The sequence below is a fragment of the Acetobacterium paludosum genome (genome assembly GCF_008086595.1).
GTDB lineage: Bacteria > Bacillota > Clostridia > Eubacteriales > Eubacteriaceae > Acetobacterium > Acetobacterium paludosum.
In genome coordinates, this window is sequence record NZ_RXYA01000009.1 from 60,273 (window position 1) to 79,906 (window position 19,634).

Annotated in this window: 11 protein-coding genes and 1 pseudogene; 3 read left to right on the forward strand and 9 right to left on the reverse strand. The window is 49.9% G+C overall.

The annotated features are described in order from the left end of the window. Positions 1 to 22: 22 nt before the first annotated feature. The 3 genes from FZC41_RS10440 to FZC41_RS10450 all read right to left on the reverse strand — a co-directional run bounded on the left by FZC41_RS10440 (position 23) and on the right by FZC41_RS10450 (position 7,153). Positions 23 to 4,405, reverse strand: coding sequence for a leucine-rich repeat protein (locus tag FZC41_RS10440; RefSeq protein ID WP_170253954.1), 4,383 nt, complete (start codon positions 4,403 to 4,405; stop codon positions 23 to 25). A 226-nt stretch (positions 4,406 to 4,631) separates the two neighbouring features. Beyond that, a complete protein-coding gene (locus FZC41_RS10445) occupies positions 4,632 to 5,741 on the reverse strand; it encodes a GGDEF domain-containing protein (protein WP_148567354.1) in 1,110 nt (369 codons plus the stop codon). A 209-nt stretch (positions 5,742 to 5,950) separates the two neighbouring features. After that, positions 5,951 to 7,153 (reverse strand): ATP-binding protein, encoded by a 1,203-nt coding sequence (locus tag FZC41_RS10450; RefSeq protein ID WP_148567355.1) that lies wholly within the window; start codon positions 7,151 to 7,153, stop codon positions 5,951 to 5,953. Between the two features lie 362 nt (positions 7,154 to 7,515). Here FZC41_RS10450 and FZC41_RS10455 point away from each other — a divergent pair, with 362 nt between their 5' ends. Continuing rightward, positions 7,516 to 8,745 (forward strand): DUF3298 domain-containing protein, encoded by a 1,230-nt coding sequence (locus FZC41_RS10455; RefSeq protein ID WP_148567356.1) that lies wholly within the window; start codon positions 7,516 to 7,518, stop codon positions 8,743 to 8,745. 348 nt (positions 8,746 to 9,093) lie between these two features. Here FZC41_RS10455 and FZC41_RS10460 read toward each other — a convergent pair whose 3' ends face one another. The 3 genes from FZC41_RS10460 to FZC41_RS10470 form a co-directional block, all read right to left on the reverse strand. Continuing rightward, positions 9,094 to 9,408 (reverse strand): type II toxin-antitoxin system RelE/ParE family toxin, encoded by a 315-nt coding sequence (locus FZC41_RS10460; RefSeq protein ID WP_148567417.1) that lies wholly within the window; start codon positions 9,406 to 9,408, stop codon positions 9,094 to 9,096. Beyond that, on the reverse strand, positions 9,401 to 9,688 hold the full coding sequence (locus FZC41_RS10465; protein WP_148567357.1) for a type II toxin-antitoxin system Phd/YefM family antitoxin: 288 nt from the start codon (positions 9,686 to 9,688) through the stop codon (positions 9,401 to 9,403). The genes FZC41_RS10460 and FZC41_RS10465 overlap by 8 nt, the downstream gene beginning before the upstream one ends. 169 nt (positions 9,689 to 9,857) lie before the next feature. Beyond that, entirely contained in the window at positions 9,858 to 13,418 is a 3,561-nt protein-coding gene (locus FZC41_RS10470; protein ID WP_148567358.1) for a leucine-rich repeat protein, read from the reverse strand. A gap of 523 nt (positions 13,419 to 13,941) precedes the next feature. On the opposite strand from FZC41_RS10470, the gene FZC41_RS10475 reads away from it, so the two are divergent. Beyond that, positions 13,942 to 15,075 carry a hypothetical protein gene (locus FZC41_RS10475; RefSeq protein ID WP_148567359.1) on the forward strand — a complete coding sequence of 378 codons (1,134 nt, stop codon included), beginning with the start codon at positions 13,942 to 13,944 and terminating at the stop codon, positions 15,073 to 15,075. Positions 15,076 to 15,152: 77 nt separating this feature from the next. Here FZC41_RS10475 and FZC41_RS10480 read toward each other — a convergent pair whose 3' ends face one another. Further along, positions 15,153 to 17,840 carry a leucine-rich repeat protein gene (locus FZC41_RS10480; protein WP_243136695.1) on the reverse strand — a complete coding sequence of 896 codons (2,688 nt, stop codon included), beginning with the start codon at positions 17,838 to 17,840 and terminating at the stop codon, positions 15,153 to 15,155. A 352-nt stretch (positions 17,841 to 18,192) separates the two neighbouring features. Between FZC41_RS10480 and FZC41_RS17645 the strand changes: the two genes are divergently transcribed. Continuing rightward, positions 18,193 to 18,336, forward strand: coding sequence for a hypothetical protein (locus FZC41_RS17645; protein ID WP_243136696.1), 144 nt, complete (start codon positions 18,193 to 18,195; stop codon positions 18,334 to 18,336). 215 nt (positions 18,337 to 18,551) lie between these two features. Here FZC41_RS17645 and FZC41_RS17900 read toward each other — a convergent pair. Further along, a pseudogene (locus FZC41_RS17900) lies at positions 18,552 to 18,923 on the reverse strand (hypothetical protein); the annotation flags it as partial. Positions 18,924 to 19,047: 124 nt separating this feature from the next. Continuing rightward, complete coding sequence (locus tag FZC41_RS10485) at positions 19,048 to 19,599, reverse strand: Rpn family recombination-promoting nuclease/putative transposase (RefSeq protein ID WP_243136697.1); 552 nt, start codon at positions 19,597 to 19,599, stop codon at positions 19,048 to 19,050. Positions 19,600 to 19,634: the final 35 nt, after the last annotated feature.

The following is a 19,634-nucleotide window of genomic DNA, read 5'->3' on the forward strand; positions in this document are numbered from 1 at the left end:
GTTTTCTCCTTTATTGTTATGGTTATTTTGACCAGATGGACGTGTTGGGATTATAGGTGTAGGTGCCAGCACCGCCGGCTGTATAGGCAGTTATTAACCCTCCATCATTTTTCCCCATGGTATTGGCAGTGGAATCGATTGTGACTCCGGCCGGGATGGTAATTTTTGAAATGGGATTGTTTTTCTCCTCCGATGATGGATTAAATGCACCCTCCATAATTACGAGGTTGCCATCACCTTGAATAAGCAGCTCAGTCAGATTGTTGATGCTAAAAGCATCAGCACCGATGGACGTCACTGAGTTAGGGATGGTGAGGGTGCCAGTCAGCGCGTTATTATGAAAAGCATTTGTGCCAATGGTCGTTACCTTCGCCGGGATCTGGATGGTCGTTAGGCTGCAGTTAAAAAAAGCGCTTTTGCCAATGGTTAATAAATTTGAATTCTCCGCAAACGTTACGTTGGTAAGTGTACTACAACCATCAAAAGCATTGATTCCTATGGTTTCTAATTTCTCCGGGATATGGATAGTCGTCATCTTACAGCCTTGAAATGCGCCTTCACCAATGGTTGACAACTGTGAATCCGCAGCAAACGTCACAGTACTAAAGGCAGAGCAAACATTAAAAGCGCCGTCGCCAATGGTTGTGACACTGGCCGGAATCTCAAATGGCGTGAGTGTCCAACAGCTGTTAAATGCATTGGCTCCAATGGTTTGCAGAGCTGAAGTCCCTGTAAATGTCACGGTGGTAAGGTTTTTGCAATTTTTAAACGCACTCGCGCCAATGGCAGTGACACTGGCAGGGATGGTCACCGCCGTAATACTTGTAACATTGACGTCCCACAATTCAATGTCTGTCTTTGCAAAAACGCCATCCCCAATCGCGGTCACGGGTGTCCCCTGATTATCCGGCGGGATAACCACAACGGGACCGTTGGCTGCAGCATAACCGCTGACGGTATTAGCTGATGAAAAACTCAGCTTTGAATAAACCGTCACCGGCAGAATCGGACTCGCGGACCCTCCATTAATCGCAACGGTCAATGTATGAGCCCCGATTTGACTGAGGCTAAGGGGTACCGTTGCCGTGCCGTTGGCAAAAGTCACCTTTGTACCGCAGTTCAAATCACTTTGATTGCTGGTAAGCGTGATGGCAATATCCTTTACCCCGCTTAAAAGATTGCCATAGCTGTCCTTGGCATTGGTAATGCTCAGGTTGAATGCATCGTTTTGCATTTTAGAGTAGTTTTTTTCCAAAGCGAGGGTAAAATTGTTGGCCCCGTCCAGATAACCAGCCACCAGATTCTGTATAGCGGTCTGGTCCAGATCCACCCCAGACGCCGCTGTTCGTGCCGCTGCAACCGCATGATTAATACCGCTCAGATTGCCGGCCACTACGCCGGTAATGCCGGCTTTGGCATAATCATCGACTGTCCCAGTGCCGCTGTTGACTTTAGCCAGGTTGGCAGATGATCTGACTACAATCACCACATTGTTTAGACTGATATTATTATAAGTACTCTCACCGAGAATCACGCTGGCGGTTGCAAACGTCAGCGTGACGGTGCCGTCCTTTAAGATCGGGATCTTCCCATCCCCTGTGTAACCCGAGGCAATCATGCTCGTATTATTACTGGCAAACACGACATTAGATAATACGCCGCTGGTGCCGGGTTTAATGCCAAATATACCACTGGTATTTAAATCCAGAGAGGTGGTAGTAGCGGTAAAGGTTGTATTTTGCGTCGTCACCTTGGGTATGACAACACCGCTGCTGGGTGTCACCTTGATGGTATAGGTTTTTGCCGTTTTGCCCTGTTCCTGATTAACAATCGTAATGGTTGTTTCGGTCTTATAGCTGACCGGGATCGTGAGTGACGCTCCGCTGGCCACCGTCGTGTCGGCCACCTTGATGACGCCACTGCCGCTGGGGGTAACCGTGATCCCTTCCACATCATTGGCCACGGTGACGTTGGGGTAATTATAAGTGGTGGCTGAAAAAACAAAGTTTTCCGCTGGAACGTTGAGGCCGATGCCCGTTAGGTCGGCGGATGCCGGCAGGGTGTAGGTCGCACTGGTCACGCCACTGTTTAAATAACCGGCCCGGGTGGCAATAGCCTTGACGGTCATCGCCTGATCAATGGTAATCGTTGCCGTTGTGCCGGTCTTTACGATAGTATTTGTTGCCCCGGCCACTGTCGACGGGTCTGATCCATCGGTGGTGTAGTAGATGGCTTCCGCCTCGATTGACGACAGCGCCACAGTAGCTGGAAACGTCATCGCTCCGTCAGTCGGACTAAAGGTGACGGGATTCTGGGAGGGGGTAAAACTGCCTACACCGGGCGTGACCTTGATGGTATAGGTTTTTGGTGCTTTTCCTTGTTCCTTGGTGACAACTTCGATGATTTTTTCAACTTTAAAACTGACCACAATCGGCTCGGATGGCATTCCATTTGCCGTAGTTTTTCCATCCACGGTGATACTGCCACTACCACTGGGGGTAATGTTGATGCTTTGGGTATCATATGGCACGGTGACGCTGGGGTAGTTATAGGTTGCCGGTGTAAACGTAAAATTGTCTGTTGTTGTGCTGAGGGCAATACCCGTCAGGTCGGCGGATGCCGCCTGGGTGAAAGTCGCACTGGCAATCGCACTGTCGTAATACCCGGACCGAGTGGCAACGACCTTTAGTGTGATATTGCTGGTAACTGAGATTTCTGCCGATCCCCCAACTACTTTTGTGGTATTTTGGGCACCAGCCGTCGTCGGGTTCGATCCATCGGTGGTATAGTAGATGGCGTCCGCCCCTTGTGAGGAAATGGTCACCGTGGTTGGAAAGGCAACTGCCCCGGATGGGCTGATGACCGGTTGTGATTGGGTGGGTGTATAACCGCCACCGCCGCCGTCACCACCAGAATTAGGCGGTGCTGGCATGCTCGGCTGCGCCGTAACTCCCGGCGCCACTGTAAAAGCACCCGGACGGGTTGCAAAGATGGCGCCATTGGCCCGAATATCAGCGTGTTGGATCGCTCCCGGACCCGAGAAAATAGCTCCTGGTGCTTGCACCACCGCGCTTTGGATCACGGCCGTCGGTGGCGTTAAAATGCCGCAATTCAATGCCCCCGATTGAAGCGAGAGCAGTTGCACTTGGCAGCCCGGTGCTAAGGAGAGTTGCGTGCCTGGTGTCTGTAAGCTAAGGCTGCCAATGGCGCCGCCAATACTAACGCCACCGGGAGAGCCGCCACTGCTGCCGGCCGTGATTTGCATCGGTGCACCCGTTCCTGTTCCCCCACCCGGAGTGGTTGCCGTGAACTGGGTGCCGCCTGGTAAGGAAAATGAGAACGCTTGTGACGGACTTCCTGAAATACCGACCCCCGTCCCCGCTGACAGTCTAGTAAAATACTCGATATAAAGATTTTCGAGTTCAGTCGTTATGGAACCTGTTGTTTCTTGTGTAATTTGGTCAGCATTAATCGTGTCAGCGGCGCTTTCTTCAGTCTTTTCAGCGACCTGATCTGCGCCTATGGTCAGATCACCATTGATGTGAAGATTCCGCAGCGTTATCCCATCGGCTTTAACGATCACATCACCATCGATCACCTCGGTGCCGGTTTCCGGGCCGTAGGTGCCAGCGGTATCATAAACCACCGCTGCCGCTTTTTTCGCCAGCCCGTCAACAGCTTTCTGGATGGCAGTCGTGGCTTTATTTACTTCAAGCTGGCTATTGTCGGCTGTTACCGCGTTGTCGGTCAGGGCTTTTTGCAAAGTTCCCCAGGACGCAGCCGTATAGTCCGTTTCTGCGGACTTTCCGATGGCTGTCAGCAGCGCCTGATAAGCGGTTAAATCGGTTTGATTTTTGGTGACTTTCACCAGCAGGGCTTCCAGCCGCAGCGAGCTCCCCACCGTGCCCAGCTGATCGCCGTCTTTGATCCACTGGCTTTCATCGGCGGGCAGATCCCCAACATTCTGAACATGGCCCCGGTACTGGACACTGTAGCCGGGAACCGGTTTTCCATCACTATCCGTCAGGACAATTTTAACGGCTTCAATCCGTAGGCTTTCGCCTCTCGTGCCGGCGTAATCGCCATCTTTGGGCCAGTTGGCAGAATCGTTTTCATCATAAAGCCAGCCCTTATTCTGAACGTGGACGTTATAGCGCATTTCCATCCCGGCGGGAATTTCACCGGTCAGTTTGATTTCAAACCCTTCAATCCGTTTGGACTGACCCTCAGTACCGATGATTGCCGGGCTGTCGACCCAACTGCCATCAGCAGGGTAATCCCCGACGTCCTGGATATGTCCGCGATAGGCTACCCCCACTGGGTTGTCGGCGGCCAATGTCGTCACCGGCAGGCATAGAAAAACCAGTGTGATAAATGCACACCAGTAAATAAACTTGCTGTTCATGATTTTTCTCCAATCAGTTTGAATCATAGGTAATTTTAAACCTAACCGGCAGTAAAACGACTATTTTTTTATAATGAAAACAAATAAACAATTAGCTGAATCTTACCATGGAAATAACATCCTGTCCAACGTTAAAAGACGTAGATTTGGGTCAAAAAAGCAGCGGCTCGAGGCTCACTGCTTTTTTTCTAACCAGACGTTGATACGTTTGTCTCTTCTTAATCATTCAAACATCGGTTTGTCCCTTGATGGCTAGCTCAGCCAACACTTCTTCATCCAGTTCCTCATAGCTGACGACCTTGTTGCGGCCGCCATGCTTGGCCACATACAGAGCCTGATCAGCTTTTTTGATGGTCTCAAAACAGTCGCCGCCGGGATAGATGGCTACTCCCAGCGAAATGGTAATTCTGCAGACCCCATTAACGGAGTTTTCCACCGAATGGCGAATCCGCTCCGCCACCAGGCTGGCCTGCTCCGGGGAACAGTCAAATAATAGCGCGACAAACTCCTCGCCGCCCCATCGGATCACCAGATCCGGCCCCCGCAGACTGTATCGGATGCAATCTGCCACAAACATCAGAATACGATCACCCTCATCATGCCCATATGTATCATTGACCTGTTTAAAATGATCCACATCCATAATCAGGATGGCAATGTTATCACTCAGAAAAGACAGATCATGGCCCTCACCCATAATCTTGTGCAGCTGGCGGCGGTTGAAAACCTGGGTCAGCGGGTCGTGAAAAAGGGCAAACTCCAGTTTTTTCTGGGTCACATAATGATCATAGTAAAACCGGGTGACAATCATATCCACCAGGCATAACAAAACGATCACCTGAATATTGATGGCCAGCATCACATCCAGATTGCTAAAATGGTAGAGATTGTCAGCCAGCAGAATATCCCCAATCAAACCCAGTTGGGCAATCATCGCAAAGAATGGCGGTGCACTGAAGGAAGCCAGCAGCAGAATAAAGCTCATGATCAGGAAGCCTTCATTCATATAAATTTGATCCGACATGTAAGAGACCACCCAGATATTTCCCCAGATCATGGCATGCACCATGATCAGCGAAATGGCAGACATGATTTTATAATTGCTGGTTTTACGGTAGGCTACCACCACCACCGCCAATGGAATCACTACTAGACTTCTTAACAGCAGTGACAGCCAGGAAACCTGTTTGTAAATCTGCCAGTCCGGGACAAACAGAATAAAAAACAGCAGCGATGAGGCAAACAGGATGCCCAGATTAAAGCGCTTGTAGTAATCGTATTTGGACTGATAGAAATCGTCCTTGGCTTTGCCTTGCAGTTCTAAAAATGGGTTCATTGTTTTGACCTCCGTTTCTCATGATGACCATGACATAAATTGATACTCTTATATTACCCTATTATAATCTATTTATTAATGGTTAACAATAAAAACCCCCGGACTTCATCAACGGTTGCCTTTTTTATGGCAACAACCGGATATCCGGGGGATAAATCGCGCCGCATTAGATTGGCAATAAAATTTTGACGCACTTGCTAGTCTTTATCCTAGTCTGCTAAGAGAAATTTTATAATGTTTAAATGTTGAATACCATTGCGGCTGCGGTCGAAATCATCCATCGTGAGGACGAATTTAGGATAATTATCGGAGATTGCTTCTAACGGCGAAAATTCTCTTTCGACCGTTGCTGCTTCTGCTAAAATATAAGCAACCTGGTAATAAATCCGTTCACTTCCCCGGTCGGCCACAAAGTCGACTTCGGTGGTTGACACCTTTCCCACTTTGACGGCATACCCGCGTCTTAATAGTTCCATATAAACAATATTTTCCAAAACCTGCTGGATATCCCGTTCGTTATTTCCGTAAAGTACTTCTCTGAAACCATGGTCCGTTAAATAGATTTTCTCCTGAAACTTTAGCACCTGCTTACCAACAATATCTTCTCTTTCAACCAGGTGTGCAAAACAAGCTGCTTCGCAATAATTGAGATAATTATAAACCGTTTCCTGCGAGAGACTTCTTTTTTCGTTCTTTAAAAATTTAATCATCGCCGGTGCCGAAAATGGATTGCCAATATTGACCATCAAAAACAACAGAATACGCTGGAGCAAATCAATATTTCTGACCTTGTTTCGCTCAACAATGTCTTTTAACACCACCGAATCATAGATGTCGGAAAGATATTTTTTTTGGGAATTCTCATCAATGTTGGCGTCATAAATAAACGGCATGCCACCCATTCTCAGATAGTTGTGAAACAGCTGGGGCAGCTCGGCAGCGCCGCCGTCAAGCCTGTTTATCTCGTAAACTTCCTTAAAGGAGAAGGGGTAGATATTAAATTCCACATACCGTCCCCCCAGATAGGTGGCAAGTTCTCCAGAAAGCAGTTTGGCATTTGAACCGGTAATGTAAATATCAAGATCAAAATCAATCAGAAAGGCATTGATGGCCTTTTCCCAGCCATTAATTTCCTGAATTTCATCGAGGAACAGATACATCTTTTTCGCTGGCAGCACCTGTTCTTTGACATGATCGTAAAGCTGATCGACCCGATTTTTCAGCAACCATTCGCCGGATTCCAAATTGATTGAAATAATCTGGCGGTTGTCAACCCCGCGGTCGATTAATTCATCTTTGATCAGATCCAGCATCACCGATTTGCCGCAGCGTCGAATCCCCGTCAATACCTTAATGACATTCTGATTAATAAAAGGCCTGATTTGTTGCAGATAGCTTTCTCTTTTTATCATAAAACCATCACTCCCTCTCTATTGCTTTTATTATATCGAACGAGCAATGCAATAGCAACAAAATATTTCGATACATCGAAAACTTTTGTTGCTATTGCATATATATTTCATTATAACGAAATCTTTAACCATTAAAGAAAACCACCCCGCTGGCTGGGTTCCGCTATACGCAGTACTCCAGCTTCCGCTGCTTAATTTTTTAATCGATCCATCGCTGGCACTGGCATAAACATGCTGCCGTTTTCTCTGATTGCCGGTCCCGGGATGATTAAACGAAGTATCTGGTGGTAATAAGAAAGTAAAGAACGTGGTTTTTTACGGAAGGATTCCCATTATTTAAACAAGAAAGTGAGGTTTGCAAAATGAACAACAAATTTACCAGAATGACGGGTTTGTTGCTGACTATCCTGATGTTGCTGGTGCTGGCCCTGCCCCAGAGCATCATGGCCGAACCGGTCCAGCTCAACTGGCCTTCCTGCAACTATCGTACCCATGTCCAGAATATCGGCTGGCAGGATTGGAAAACTGCCGGCCAGACCAGCGGTACCTTTGGCCAGTCGCTGCGGCTGGAGGCCATCGAAATTACCGTCAACGATGAGGGCAACGATCTGGGAGTGGAATACCAGACCCACGTCCAGAACATCGGCTGGCAGGAGCTGAAATACGATGGCGAAACCAGCGGTACCTATGGCCAGTCCCTGCGGCTGGAAGCGATCCGGATCCAGTTAACCGGCAGCTCTGCCAATCTCTTTGATGTCTACTATCGGGTCCACGCTCAGAATCTGGGCTGGCTGGGCTGGGCTAAAAACGGTGACAGCGCCGGGTCTGCCGGTCTTAGCTATCGGCTGGAAGCGATCGAAATCGTCGTGGTTGGCAAAGGCCATGCCGCCCCGGGCTCCACCCTCCGACCGTTTGTCAGTGTTTACAGTATGGGCATCGCCCAAACCCAGGAAGAAAACTATTATGACGTCAATACCGCTAAGTGGGTTTACGCTTCCCGCTACGAACGGCCGGTGTTTTATGACAACAGTCTGGTGCAGCTGAATTTAAGCGTCTTTTATGAAGCCCTAGAAAACAGCTGGGTGCAGGCCAACAATGCCGAGCTGACGACCTTTATCAATGCCTACACCACTAATCCCGCCTTCCGCCAGAACCTGATCGGGAAATACGAGAACATTGTCAATGCCGCAATAAGCTACAACAATAACAATATTATCTCGGTGACTCAGGATCAGTACACCTATACCGGCGGCGCCCATGGCAATAGCGAGCTGACGGCCCACAGCTTTTGCACCAAAACCGGGGATGAACTGACCCTGGGGGATATCATGGCGATTCCTGATAACCAGATCAGTCCCAAGCTGACGACGGAATTTCAAAACCTCAAAAATACTGATCCCCGCTACGCTGACATTGATCTCACCGCCATCGCCAGTAAGCTCAATGCCAACTCCCACTACTATCTCACCGATGCCGGGGTCTGCGTCTACTTCAACCCCTATGAAGTCGCCTACGGCGCTGTCGGTCGGGTTGAGTTGATTATCCCCTACACCCGCACCGATCTGCTGGCGGATATTGAGACACTGATTTAAAACCGCAAAATCCCGCCCACTAAAAAAGCAGCGACTCAAAGTTCGCTGCTTTTTTCTGGTTATCCGTGCTCAGACCGCTTTATCAATCGTCCCGGAAACGGCTATTTACAGATGTAGCAATTTAAATTACCACCGGTGTAATTAAAACCGCAGATGTGATAACCGGCGGGGATGGTGAATTAAGTGTTTCGAAACGGCGGCGTGTTGAGAACGACAAAACCCACAGCCTAGCAGACTGTGGGTTTTGTAACTTAACAGGATAACTTCGTAGCGGCCTCCGGCCATTTACTCGTCCTTGACCAGCTTAATCCGAATCGATTCCAGCCGTTTGGCTGTGTTGTTAGCTTTTCAAAATTTGAAGGTATTTGAAAAATTCATTTTGGCGTAAAGAATGCGCTGAATTTCAACGACCTTTTCCGCTTCTTTAACCAGATAAAAGACGGCATAGCTCTTCACTGGCAGCAGCCGATACTCCCCATCCAGGGCTTTGACCAGCGGATAGATTGGATGGGCATAGGGAAACTGATCCAGCAAGGCAATGGCTTTTTCTAATGCTTCCATTAAATCCAGGGCCGCCTGGGGCGATTTTAGTTGATCAGCGATGTATAAAAGGATTTCCTGTAGATCCTTTTGGGCAATTGGCAGATAAGTGATCTTATACATCACTGTTTTTAGCTTTGGCTTTCAGCGTTTTCTTTAAATCAGCAAATACTTCTTTATGCGAAAAACGTTGGCTGGTTTGTTCGGCTTCCAATTCCGCCTCTTTTAATTTAAAATAGACTTCGCTGTCAAATTGAAATTTTTGATACGCTTCATAACTCATCACAACCATATCACCATAACCATTTTTGGTCAGGAAAACCGGTTCCCCTGTTTCATGAACCTCTTTTGAAATGGTGGCAAAGTGGTTACGCAGATCTGAAACGGGTCTGATTTTTACCATGCCAACACCTCCTTTTTTGTTTAGTTTATCATAATTACGCTAAGTTGTAAAGTACTGAAAGAAGGTCGGTTAGTTGTTATTTATGGAATCTCCACCGCAACCGATACGATGTCGGTTGACTCTTCAAATTCAGCATCGACCAGCGTCTGCTGTCAGGCTACTCGCTTACTTATGGCGCAGTAGATTTCTTGACAGTTATCGATGTCGACGGCAGGGAGCTGCCAAAGCTATCGGTAGCGGTGACGGTAAAGTAGTATGTCTGCTCGGGTATCAGGTCGTTGAGTTTATAATTTGTGTTGGTTGTGTTTCCCTTTAGCGTTGTGATGTTATCCGTAGCGGTTCCATAATAGACATCATAATGGACCTCATAGCCGGTTTCACCTTCAACCGGGCTCCAATTCAGCGTGTTGGTATCTTGCGACGCAACCTGAACGGTTGGTGCCGCCAGAATCGGCGACATGGTGTAGCCCGACCATTTGGCGGCTTCAAAACCGGTTTTGTCCGAGTAATAGCGAATGGTGGTGGTGGTTGCTGGTGTTGCTGTTGCATCCGATACCGGTATCGCATCATTGGCGATGGCCGTCGGCGCATTGCCCCTAAACGTGAAGGCCCGGGCGGTTGGCAGAGTCCCCGTGTCAATCTTGAAAGCGGCAGCCCCAATACTTTCGACCCCGGCCGGAATGGTGACGGTGGTTAAAGCGGTGCAGTTGTAAAACGCTGCTTTCCCAATCGACGTCACGGTGGCGGGCAGGGTGATGCCCGTCAGGGTATCATTGCCTTCAAAAACATAGGACCCAATGCCGGTAACGGGCGTGACCTGATCGGGGATGGTCACATTGCCGCCCGGGCCGGAGTAGGCCGTGATCACGCCGGTTGCCGCATCGATGTTAAACTGTTCCAATACGGGAAAGGCGGCGGTGATCGTCACCGTGCCATCGGGGTTGATGGTCGCAGGCGAGGTCGCTGACGCTCCTTCAACCGTAAAGCTGACCCCGGTGGCCGTATAGCCGTTGGCGGGTTTTAAAGTAATGGCGGCGGTATAGTCTTTGGTGCCGTCAAATTGATCTTTAAACTCCGCAGCATCGTTTAATTTATGCCAGATGACGGTTCCGGTATACTGGGGATCGGCGGTAATCACGTCCACCGGTTGTACGCCATTAAAGGGAATGGTGACGCCTTTGATAGTAAGACTGGTAATGGTTCTGACGTCAAGCATCTTAAGCTTATCCTCTCCGGCCTTATTCCAGGGTGACACGTCAAACCCGGTGCAGCCGGCATAATACTGAAACGTTGTTCCGGTGGCAAAAAAGCTCCCTGTACCAGTACCAGCAAACAGCGTAGGCGCATTGCCCTCAAAGGTCATCACCAGCGTACTGTTGATACCTTGTGTATCATCGACCGTGCCGGCACCAGAAAATGCCTCCTGGCCAATTTTTGCCAGACTAGCCGGCAGGGTGAGCGTTTTCAGCGCCTTGCATGTTTTGAATCCATTCGTGTCAATGGTAGTCAAATGGGACGGCAGGGTCACGCTGGCTAGCGCCCAGCAACTATCAAAGGTTCCTTCCGGAATAGCCGTCACCCCCTCGGGAATCACAATCCCGGTCAGCTTCTGGCAGTTGTAAAAGGCATTGGCGCCGATGCTTTTCACGGACGCCGGCAGGGTGATGGTGGTCAGGCTGGTGCAGTTCTTAAACATCTTCTCGCTGAGGCTGGCGAGCCCGGTCGGTAAACCAATCGTGGTCAAATATTTACAGTTGGCAAAGGCCGATTGGCCAATCGATGTCACCGTGTTCGGTACCGTCAGGTCGGTCAGTCCGGTTTCATCAAAGGCATTGTCGCCGATGGCGGTGATGGGAACCCCATCAATGACGGCCGGAATCTCAATGCTTGACGCATAGCCGTTCATCCCGGTGATGGTGCCGTTGCCGTCGGTACCTATATTTACATTAAAGCTATAGGTCACGGTCACCTCACATTGATCAGTGAACTTCCCATCATCAGTGGTGCCGGTAATGGTCGCGGTGCCTTCTTTTACCCCGGTGACTTTGCCGCTGGCATCAACGGTCGCAACTTCAGCATCTGAGGTCGACCAGGTCAGGTTTTTATTGGTGGCGTTGGCTGGTGCCACCGTGGCGGTGAGGGTAGTGGTTTTGTTAAGTCCCACACTAGCATCGGCATCCAGACTGACTCCGATCACCGGAATAGTAGTCACGGTGATCGTACTGGCTGCGGTTTTGCTGCCATCATTGGTGGTCACCGTAATGACCGCAGTCCCCGCCGCCACAGCCTTGACATTGCCCGCGCTGTCCACAGTGGCCACAGCAGTTTTATCCGATGACCAGGTTACCGCTTGATTGGCGGCGTTAGCTGGCGCTACAGTCGCTGTCAGTTTTCCCGAATCGCCGACGATCAGAGCCAGGGTGGTCTGATCCAAACTCACCCCAGTCACTGAAATCGCTGCCGGCGGGGTATAACCGCCACCACCACCGGGTGTCGGCGGGGTAACTGGCGACACAGCCGGTGTAACCACCGGTGGCACGGTGACCTCAGGCGCAATGGTCTGCTGCGTCGGCGCTTGTTCAAAGGTCACGCCATCCGCTTTAACCTCGGCTTTCGCCACGGCGCCCTGGCCTTTGACCGCGGTCTTGGCATCCAGCACCAGATCTGTCACGGTTGTTCCGGCATTCAGGGTAATCGCACTCCCCGCTGCCTCGGTACCGACCGTCATTTTACCGATCGTCGTGGTATCGCCCTGGGTGGTTACCGTCATATTGGGAGCGTTGACAGTAACGCTGTCAAAGGCACCTTCCAAAATAATCGTCTCGCCAGCGGCCGCTTCCGAGACAAAAAATGGCAGTCCTTTGACGTCGATCGCCACAATCCGCACTGCCCCGCTGGCAGTTTTTTGCATGACAATGCGGCTGTACTCGCCACCGTTGATCTTGATGCTGTTAACCCCGCCGCCGCGGACAAAGGTATCGCCCTTAACCGTGACGTTGTTCAGGGTGACCGTGCCACTGCCGACCGCTTCGCTGATCGTCAGGTTGCCGTCGATCACCAGATTCTGAAGAATCACGCCATCAGCCGCGATGGTGGCATCACCGGTCACGGTTTCAGTCCCGCTGGCTGGACCGTAATTACCGGCTGTATCATAGCTTTTTCCCTGCACTGCATCTTTGGTGATTTCCAGCGTCAAGGCTTCCAGCCGCAATGAACTGCCAACCGTTCCCAACTGGTTGCCGTCCTGAATCCATTGCGACGAATCCGCCGGGGTATCGCCGACATTCTGAACATGGCCCCGGTATTTTATATGATAACCGCTGATTTCTTTGCCGGCGGCGTCGGTCAGGACGATCTTAATGGCTTCAATCCGCAGACCTTTTCCCCGGGTTCCGGCATAGTCGCCGTCTTTTGCCCAGGTCGTAAAATCATTTTCGTCATAAAGCCAGCCAATATTCTGGACATGGACGTTGTAGCGAATCTGGATCCCCTCGGGGAGCGTATCGCCGGGTTTGATCTCAAAACCTTCAATCCGTTTACTCTCGCCGACGGTACCAATTCGATTCGGGCTTGACACCCAGGATCCGTCCGTCGGAAAATCCCCGACATCCTGAATGTGTCCCCGGGACAGCACCGTAAAACTGGTCGGGTCCTGAGTGTCCGCGGCAAAAACGGATTGAAACGGGAATAGACATCCCAACATGAATAAACAAAAAACAATTCTTTTCATTATTATAGCTCCTTAATGGCTGTAGTGGTAAATTAGGTGTTTCGTAACGGCGGCGTGCTGCGTTTGCCGCTGAATCGATAAATATAGCTGCTATTTACCTGTTGCATTATATCAACAATGGTTCTGGTTAAGAAGTACCATTCACGAAATAAACGGACGTTTCACGACATGCCGGCCCGCTGTCGGCATTGACCTCAGCTTTAGCCACCGGGTTGTCGGCTGCCAGTGCCGTTAACGGCAGACACAGAAAAACAAGCGTGATAAAAACACACCAGCACGTAAATAAAACTGCTCAACAGGGCGCCGATTTTTAATATTATTGAATAAAGCCTTAATAAAAAGGTATATCGTTAGTATCAAACCGGTTTTTATCCACCAGTGATGCATCGTTCCCAACCATCCCTGTTCGTTCAGACGTTACCATTATCCCCTCAATTTTATGAAAACAACCTGTCGCCATCGCATACCAGGCGCTGCTTACCAAATTTTAAAAAACCATACTCTAATAATTCAGGAGGCCGCTATGCCAAACCCAAATGAACAAAAACTGAACAAATATAACGTTATTCCAAGTATTGTTGCTACTTCTGGCTCCGACGATCCGCTGATTGGCAATTGTCCGGCCTGCGGTTTTCCCCGCAAGCGCGAGCCAAAAACTAATCGATCGAATCACCCAAATATCGGGAATTGTCCGGTATGTCACAATGAACTTGTAGCTTCTAATCACGGTTATTTTGTCGTCTACAAAGATAAAGATGATCTTTTTGACATTGCCTTTCAATGGATACCAGCCAAAAGTACTGATAACAGTGATGATCAGACCCCAGCAGAAAGCCCGGTGCCGATTCCCACTGCAAAACAAGCGTTATTTGAAAAAATCGTGACTGCCAATACCATTATTAAATCATTATATTTCAATGAAGACACCGATATTCACGTGGCCGATCATAAGGTTAATGATGCGATTAAAAAAAAGTATTTTAAAAAACTGCTTTCTTTAGCCCAAGCTGGATTGGCGGGCGAGATGGCCCAGCCGGCTTTGGCCACCTCGGCCCTGGAGCGACTTAAAGACGAAATAACGATCGTCGAAGGTCAGCGTATCAAAAATACCTATATGAAAGAATTAGGCCTGCGCGCTTTTCTATCCAGCCTGATTGCGCTGTTGCTATTCTTAATTACCTCCACCGCAATATTTTCCGGACAGGCTACCTTCGCCGATGTTTTTTTTAAAAGACCAGACACATTCGTCTTTTTTGAAAGCGGCTTTTTATCTGTTATCAGTATGTGCAGTGTTATCTGGATCGGCGCCATGCTGGGCACCTGGGTTTCATTCGCCGCACGAAACCCGACCTTTAATTTTGAACGACTCAGCATTCTTGAAACCGATCGCATGGAGCCAACAATTCGTCTCATTTATATTGGGATCTGTGCCATCATTTTTTCACTTTTCCTGTCAAGTGGTATCGTTGCCCTGGAAATCGCTGGTTTCTCCACCGCTAACATCAATGAAAGCATCAGCACGCAAATTGTGATCGGCTTATTGTGTGGTTTAACGGAAAGCAAAATCGGCAGTTTTATCCATTCAAAAACCGAAGCAGTTATTTTGAAAAATAATAACACTGACGGTCAAACTGAAGAAAGTCAACCGCCCAAATAGACGAATGTCAGCGACTCCCGGTCGGGATAATCTACTGTCTCGCTGTGATTGTTCAAAAGAAAGCCGTTGTTTTAGTATTAATTGGTTTTGCTCCAATTGCCGATTTCCGTATTGTAGACAAAGATGCCGCCATCAGAGTTGTTACCACCAGCTTCAGTGCTGTTGTAGAAGTTTTTAAAGCCCACCCCGTACAGGCCCATTGTTGCATAGCCGGTTATTGTGCTATCCGGTATTGATACATTGGTTGGCAGGGTAATTTCGGTAATCGGATTCTGACTCGGACCCTCATGATTGCCCATAAATGCATCACTGCCAATGGTCAAAGTTGTTCCAACCGGATTATTAAGCGTCAGTTTTGTCAGCTTGTTGACGCCAAAGGCCCCCTCGCCGATGGCCGTTACCGTCGCCGGCAGGTTGAGCTCGGTCAGAGCACAGCCGCCAAAAGCATTGTCACCAATGGTTGACAATAAGCTGCCGCTTTCAAAACTGAGCGTGGCTAAAACAGGGCTTCTGGCAAATGCCTCGTTGCCAATCGCCATTACCGATTTTGGCAGCTCCAGAGCCGTCAAGGTGGAGCATTCGCAAAAAGCTTTCTCGCTAATGGTCGAAAGCTGCGATCCACTTTCAAAATTGAGCGTGGTCAAATGAACACATTGATTAAAGGCCTCCTTACCAAGCGATGTCAGCGACTTGGGCAGGCTCAGGGTCGTCAGACCAGTGCCAGCAAAAGCATCCTTACCAATGGTTTTAAGTTGCGAATTGGCAGTAAAGGTGACCGTTGTCAGTTGATTGCAACCGCGAAAAGCGTAATTTCCAATTGATATGACCGTCACAGAGAGTGCTATTGTCTTGAGCTTCGTAAAATTAAATGCGTTCACGCCAATTGTCTGGACACTGGCTTCAGTGGGAATGGTCACCGTTTCAAGGTTGTAGCAGCTATTAAAACAGTCTAATGGAATCGACGTTAAGGCCTTGGGGATATTGATTGTCTGCAGTTTTGTACAGCTCATGAAACAATTCTCGGAGAAATTTTTTATCGTATCCGGCAACGTCACCTTAGTCAGGCTATCATTAGAAGAGAAAGCTTCTGATTTGATGCCGATGACGGTTGTCCCGTCAATTGTTCCGGGCACAACCAGCTCGCCGCCCGGCCCGGAATAGGCCGTAATGACACCATCAACGTCAATCTTATAACGATTTTTAACCGCAAAATTGGCCGTCACTGTCGCCGTCAGGCCGTAGTCGCCGATGGCGGTAGCCACCGAATCGGCACCGGCAACGCTAAAGGTCGTTCCAGCCGCAAACTGATAGCCCGGATCCGCGGTTAAGGTCATTGTCGCGGTGTAAGCCTTGCTGCCGTCAAAGGTCGTAACCGGCATGGTCGTGCCGGTTTCGGTCCAGGCGACTGCGCCGCTGTATTCGCGCGTTGCATTATTTGGCAGCATCACAGCAAAGCTGGCCGCTGGCGTCCGGCCGGCAAAGGGTTCGGCAACGGCAGTAATTGCTTCGGCTCGGATTGGCGTTGGCACCGTAACATTAACCTCGCAGGTATCAAGAGGCACTCCGGCTTGTGCCGTACCCACCCCAATGGATGCATTCCCTGCACCGATGGCGGTAAATTTTCCGCTGCCGTCAGAACGCAGCACGGCTGGATTACTGCTAATCCAGCTCACCGTCTGATCGGTCGCATTAGCCGGGGCCACCGTCGCCGTCAGGGTCACCGTTTCACCAAACTTCAGCTGAAGCGGATCCGTTTGGCTAAGAGTAACAGCAGTCACCGGAACCCGTGTCGTCAGATGGACGACGTTGGAGGCTCCGGGGGTCGTCCCATCCACCACCAGCAACCGGAAATCGTAGCTTTCGCCGGAAGTCAGGCCGGTGACCGTGGCCGCTGTTGCCTGGGCATTAAGTGGCGCAACAAGCTGTGCCGGCGCCCAGGCGTTATCACCCGCGCTGGCCAGTTTCTGTTGCATCGTCACCGCACTGGCTCCGCTCTGGGCCGTAAAACTGAAGTTGGCCGTGGTCGCCTCAACCCCAGTGGATACCAAGCTGGCGGTTGGCTCAGGAATTTCCATCGTCAGCATGTTGCTGTCCGTTCCGCAGGCAAGATTGGTTGCCCGCAGGGTCAGGGTCCCGGGTTTGGCGACGCCGGTAAGGGCAATTGTGCACCCGTTCGTGGCGTTTTCAGTCGCTGTCCCCAGGGACAATCCGGTTGTGCCGGCATCGAATATATATTGCGTATTGCTATCAAGATTATCGCCGACAAGCTTCAGGTAGAGATAATTATCGTTTGTTCCAGCCAGTCGCTGGCGGGCTAGTAATATTAACAACGGCCGCACCGTTACCTGGCTTTTGTCCGTCCAGCCGCCATCGACGGTCGTTACGGTAATGACCGCGGTGCCAATACTATTTGCAGTCACTGCCCCCGCCGCAGTCACTTCAACCACAGTCGAATTGTCGCTGCTATAAGTGACTGCCTTATTGGTCGCATTGCTGGGTGTCACGGTCGCTGTTAACGTAGCATTTACTCCAACTGTTGTCTCCTGCATTGCCGGAAGGCTGACCCCCGTCACCGCCACCGTCGGTGGTGGACTTGGCGGGATGTAACCGCCGCCACCGCCATCCGACGGAAAGACCGGCGGCACAACAACCTCCGGCTCGACACTATAAGAACCGGGTTTTTTTTCAAAGACGACGCCATCAGCCTTGACCTCAGCTTTCGCCACATTGCCCTGGCCTTTCACCGCCGCCTTACCCGCCAACACCAGATCGGTCACAGAAGTGCCCGTGGCCAGATTAAGAGTGGTTCCCCCGGCTCCGGTGCCCACCGTCAGCTTGCCGATGGTGGTGGTATTGCCCTCGGTGGTCACATTCATATTGGGGGCGTCGACGGTGACGCTTGCAAAGGCGCCTTCTAAAATAATCGTCTCGCCGGCCGCCGCTTCTGAGATAATTACCGGCAGCTCATCGACTCCGATCGCCACAATCCGCACTGCTCCGCTGGCGGTTTTCTCCAGCACAATCCGGCTGTACTTACCACCGTTAATCTTGATGCTGTTAACCCCACCGCCGCGGACAAAGGTATCGCCCTTAACGGTGACGTTGTTGAGCGTCACCGTGCCGCTACCGACGGCCTCACTGATGGTCAAATTCTCCGCAATGGTCAGATTCTGCAGCACCACCCCATCAGCGGCAATGGTGGCATCACCGGTAATGGTTTCATTACCGGTTGCCGGGCCGAACGTACCGGCTTTATCATAGACCACTGAAACCGGTGCTGGCGGTTCCACGGCCATTTTGACCACCTGCACCAGTAGCGCTTCCAGCCGTTGGGAGCTACCGACGGTACCCAACTGCTTGCCATCGGCCAGCCACTGGGTTTTATCAGCCGGCAGATCGACGACATTCTGAACATGGCCACGATATTGAACCGAGTAGCCGGGTACCGCTTTCCCATCGCGATCAGTCAACACAATCTTGACCGCTTCAATCCGCAGGCTTTCGCCTCTGGTCCCGGCGTAGGCGCCGTCCTTCGGCCAGTTAGTAGAATCGTTCTCGTCATAGAGCCAGCCCTTATTTTGAACATGGACGTTATAGCGCAATTCCATCCCAGCCGGAACCGTTCCTGTCAGCTTGATCTCAAAGCCCTCAATCCGTTTGGACTGACCGACGGTGCCGATGATCTCGGGACTGTCCACCCAACTGCCATCACGCGGGTAATCCCCAATATCCTGTATATGCCCCCGGTACTCCACCCCCACCGGGTTGTCTGCGGCCCAGGCCGTTATTGGTAAACACAGAAAAATAAGTGTGATCAAACCACACCCGTAAATCCATTTGTTTTTCATGTCACGTTCTCCATTTCCTTTGAACCATTTATCTGATCACATCCATTGTCATCAGCAATTGCAATTTATTTCATCATATCATTGCAAAGTCTTGTAGTCCATTTTGGTCATGGAGTAGATTTGGCTAAAAAAGGAGTATTTTATCTGGCCCACCAAAAAAACAGCAAGAGTCTCTCTGTTTTTTTGGTGGGGCTTCACTCCCTTCTTTATAGGTTGATTCCAACTGTTTAATAACGGTATTCAATTGATCCTTTGAAAGCTGTGGCCCTGATGTTAAAATATAGCGCATACAGGTTTCAAAATATTGGATGCCCGTTTCCTTTTCTTCGAGTTCGTTTATCGCTTTGGCGGCCTTGAGAATGGTTTCAAGGAATTCCTGACTGCTTTTCTTAAAAACATCCCGAAATATCGACAAGGCAATGGTAAGCCCTGCATTTCCCTTGATGTCAACATCTGAAAACTGGGATAAATCATACATCTGATAGTGAAAATCCGGGGTCATCTGTCTGACGATTTCCGGCAATTCAGCAAAATCCGCAATGAAATCACCCAGCGTCAGGCCAATTTTCCATTGTGTCTTGCCATGGTAGATGACCATCGGAATAATGACCGGGATATGACTGCTGTTTTCATAGTTGGCTTTCTGATTTTTTACAAAGCCCAATTCATCAAACATCTGTAAAACTTCGAAAAGCCGTAGTACCTGGTTTT

Coding starts and splice junctions, on each gene's coding strand:
- FZC41_RS10455 (WP_148567356.1), top strand. CDS start 7,516: ATGAACAACAAATTTACCAGAATGACGGGTTTGTTGCTGACTATCCTG.
- FZC41_RS10475 (WP_148567359.1), top strand. CDS start 13,942: ATGCCAAACCCAAATGAACAAAAACTGAACAAATATAACGTTATTCCA.
- FZC41_RS10465 (WP_148567357.1), bottom strand. CDS start 9,688: ATGGTAAAAATCAGACCCGTTTCAGATCTGCGTAACCACTTTGCCACC.
- FZC41_RS10450 (WP_148567355.1), bottom strand. CDS start 7,153: ATGATAAAAAGAGAAAGCTATCTGCAACAAATCAGGCCTTTTATTAAT.
- FZC41_RS10460 (WP_148567417.1), bottom strand. CDS start 9,408: ATGTATAAGATCACTTATCTGCCAATTGCCCAAAAGGATCTACAGGAA.
- FZC41_RS10485 (WP_243136697.1), bottom strand. CDS start 19,599: ATGTTTGATGAATTGGGCTTTGTAAAAAATCAGAAAGCCAACTATGAA.
- FZC41_RS10470 (WP_148567358.1), bottom strand. CDS start 13,418: ATGAAAAGAATTGTTTTTTGTTTATTCATGTTGGGATGTCTATTCCCG.
- FZC41_RS10440 (WP_170253954.1), bottom strand. CDS start 4,405: ATGAACAGCAAGTTTATTTACTGGTGTGCATTTATCACACTGGTTTTT.
- FZC41_RS10445 (WP_148567354.1), bottom strand. CDS start 5,741: ATGAACCCATTTTTAGAACTGCAAGGCAAAGCCAAGGACGATTTCTAT.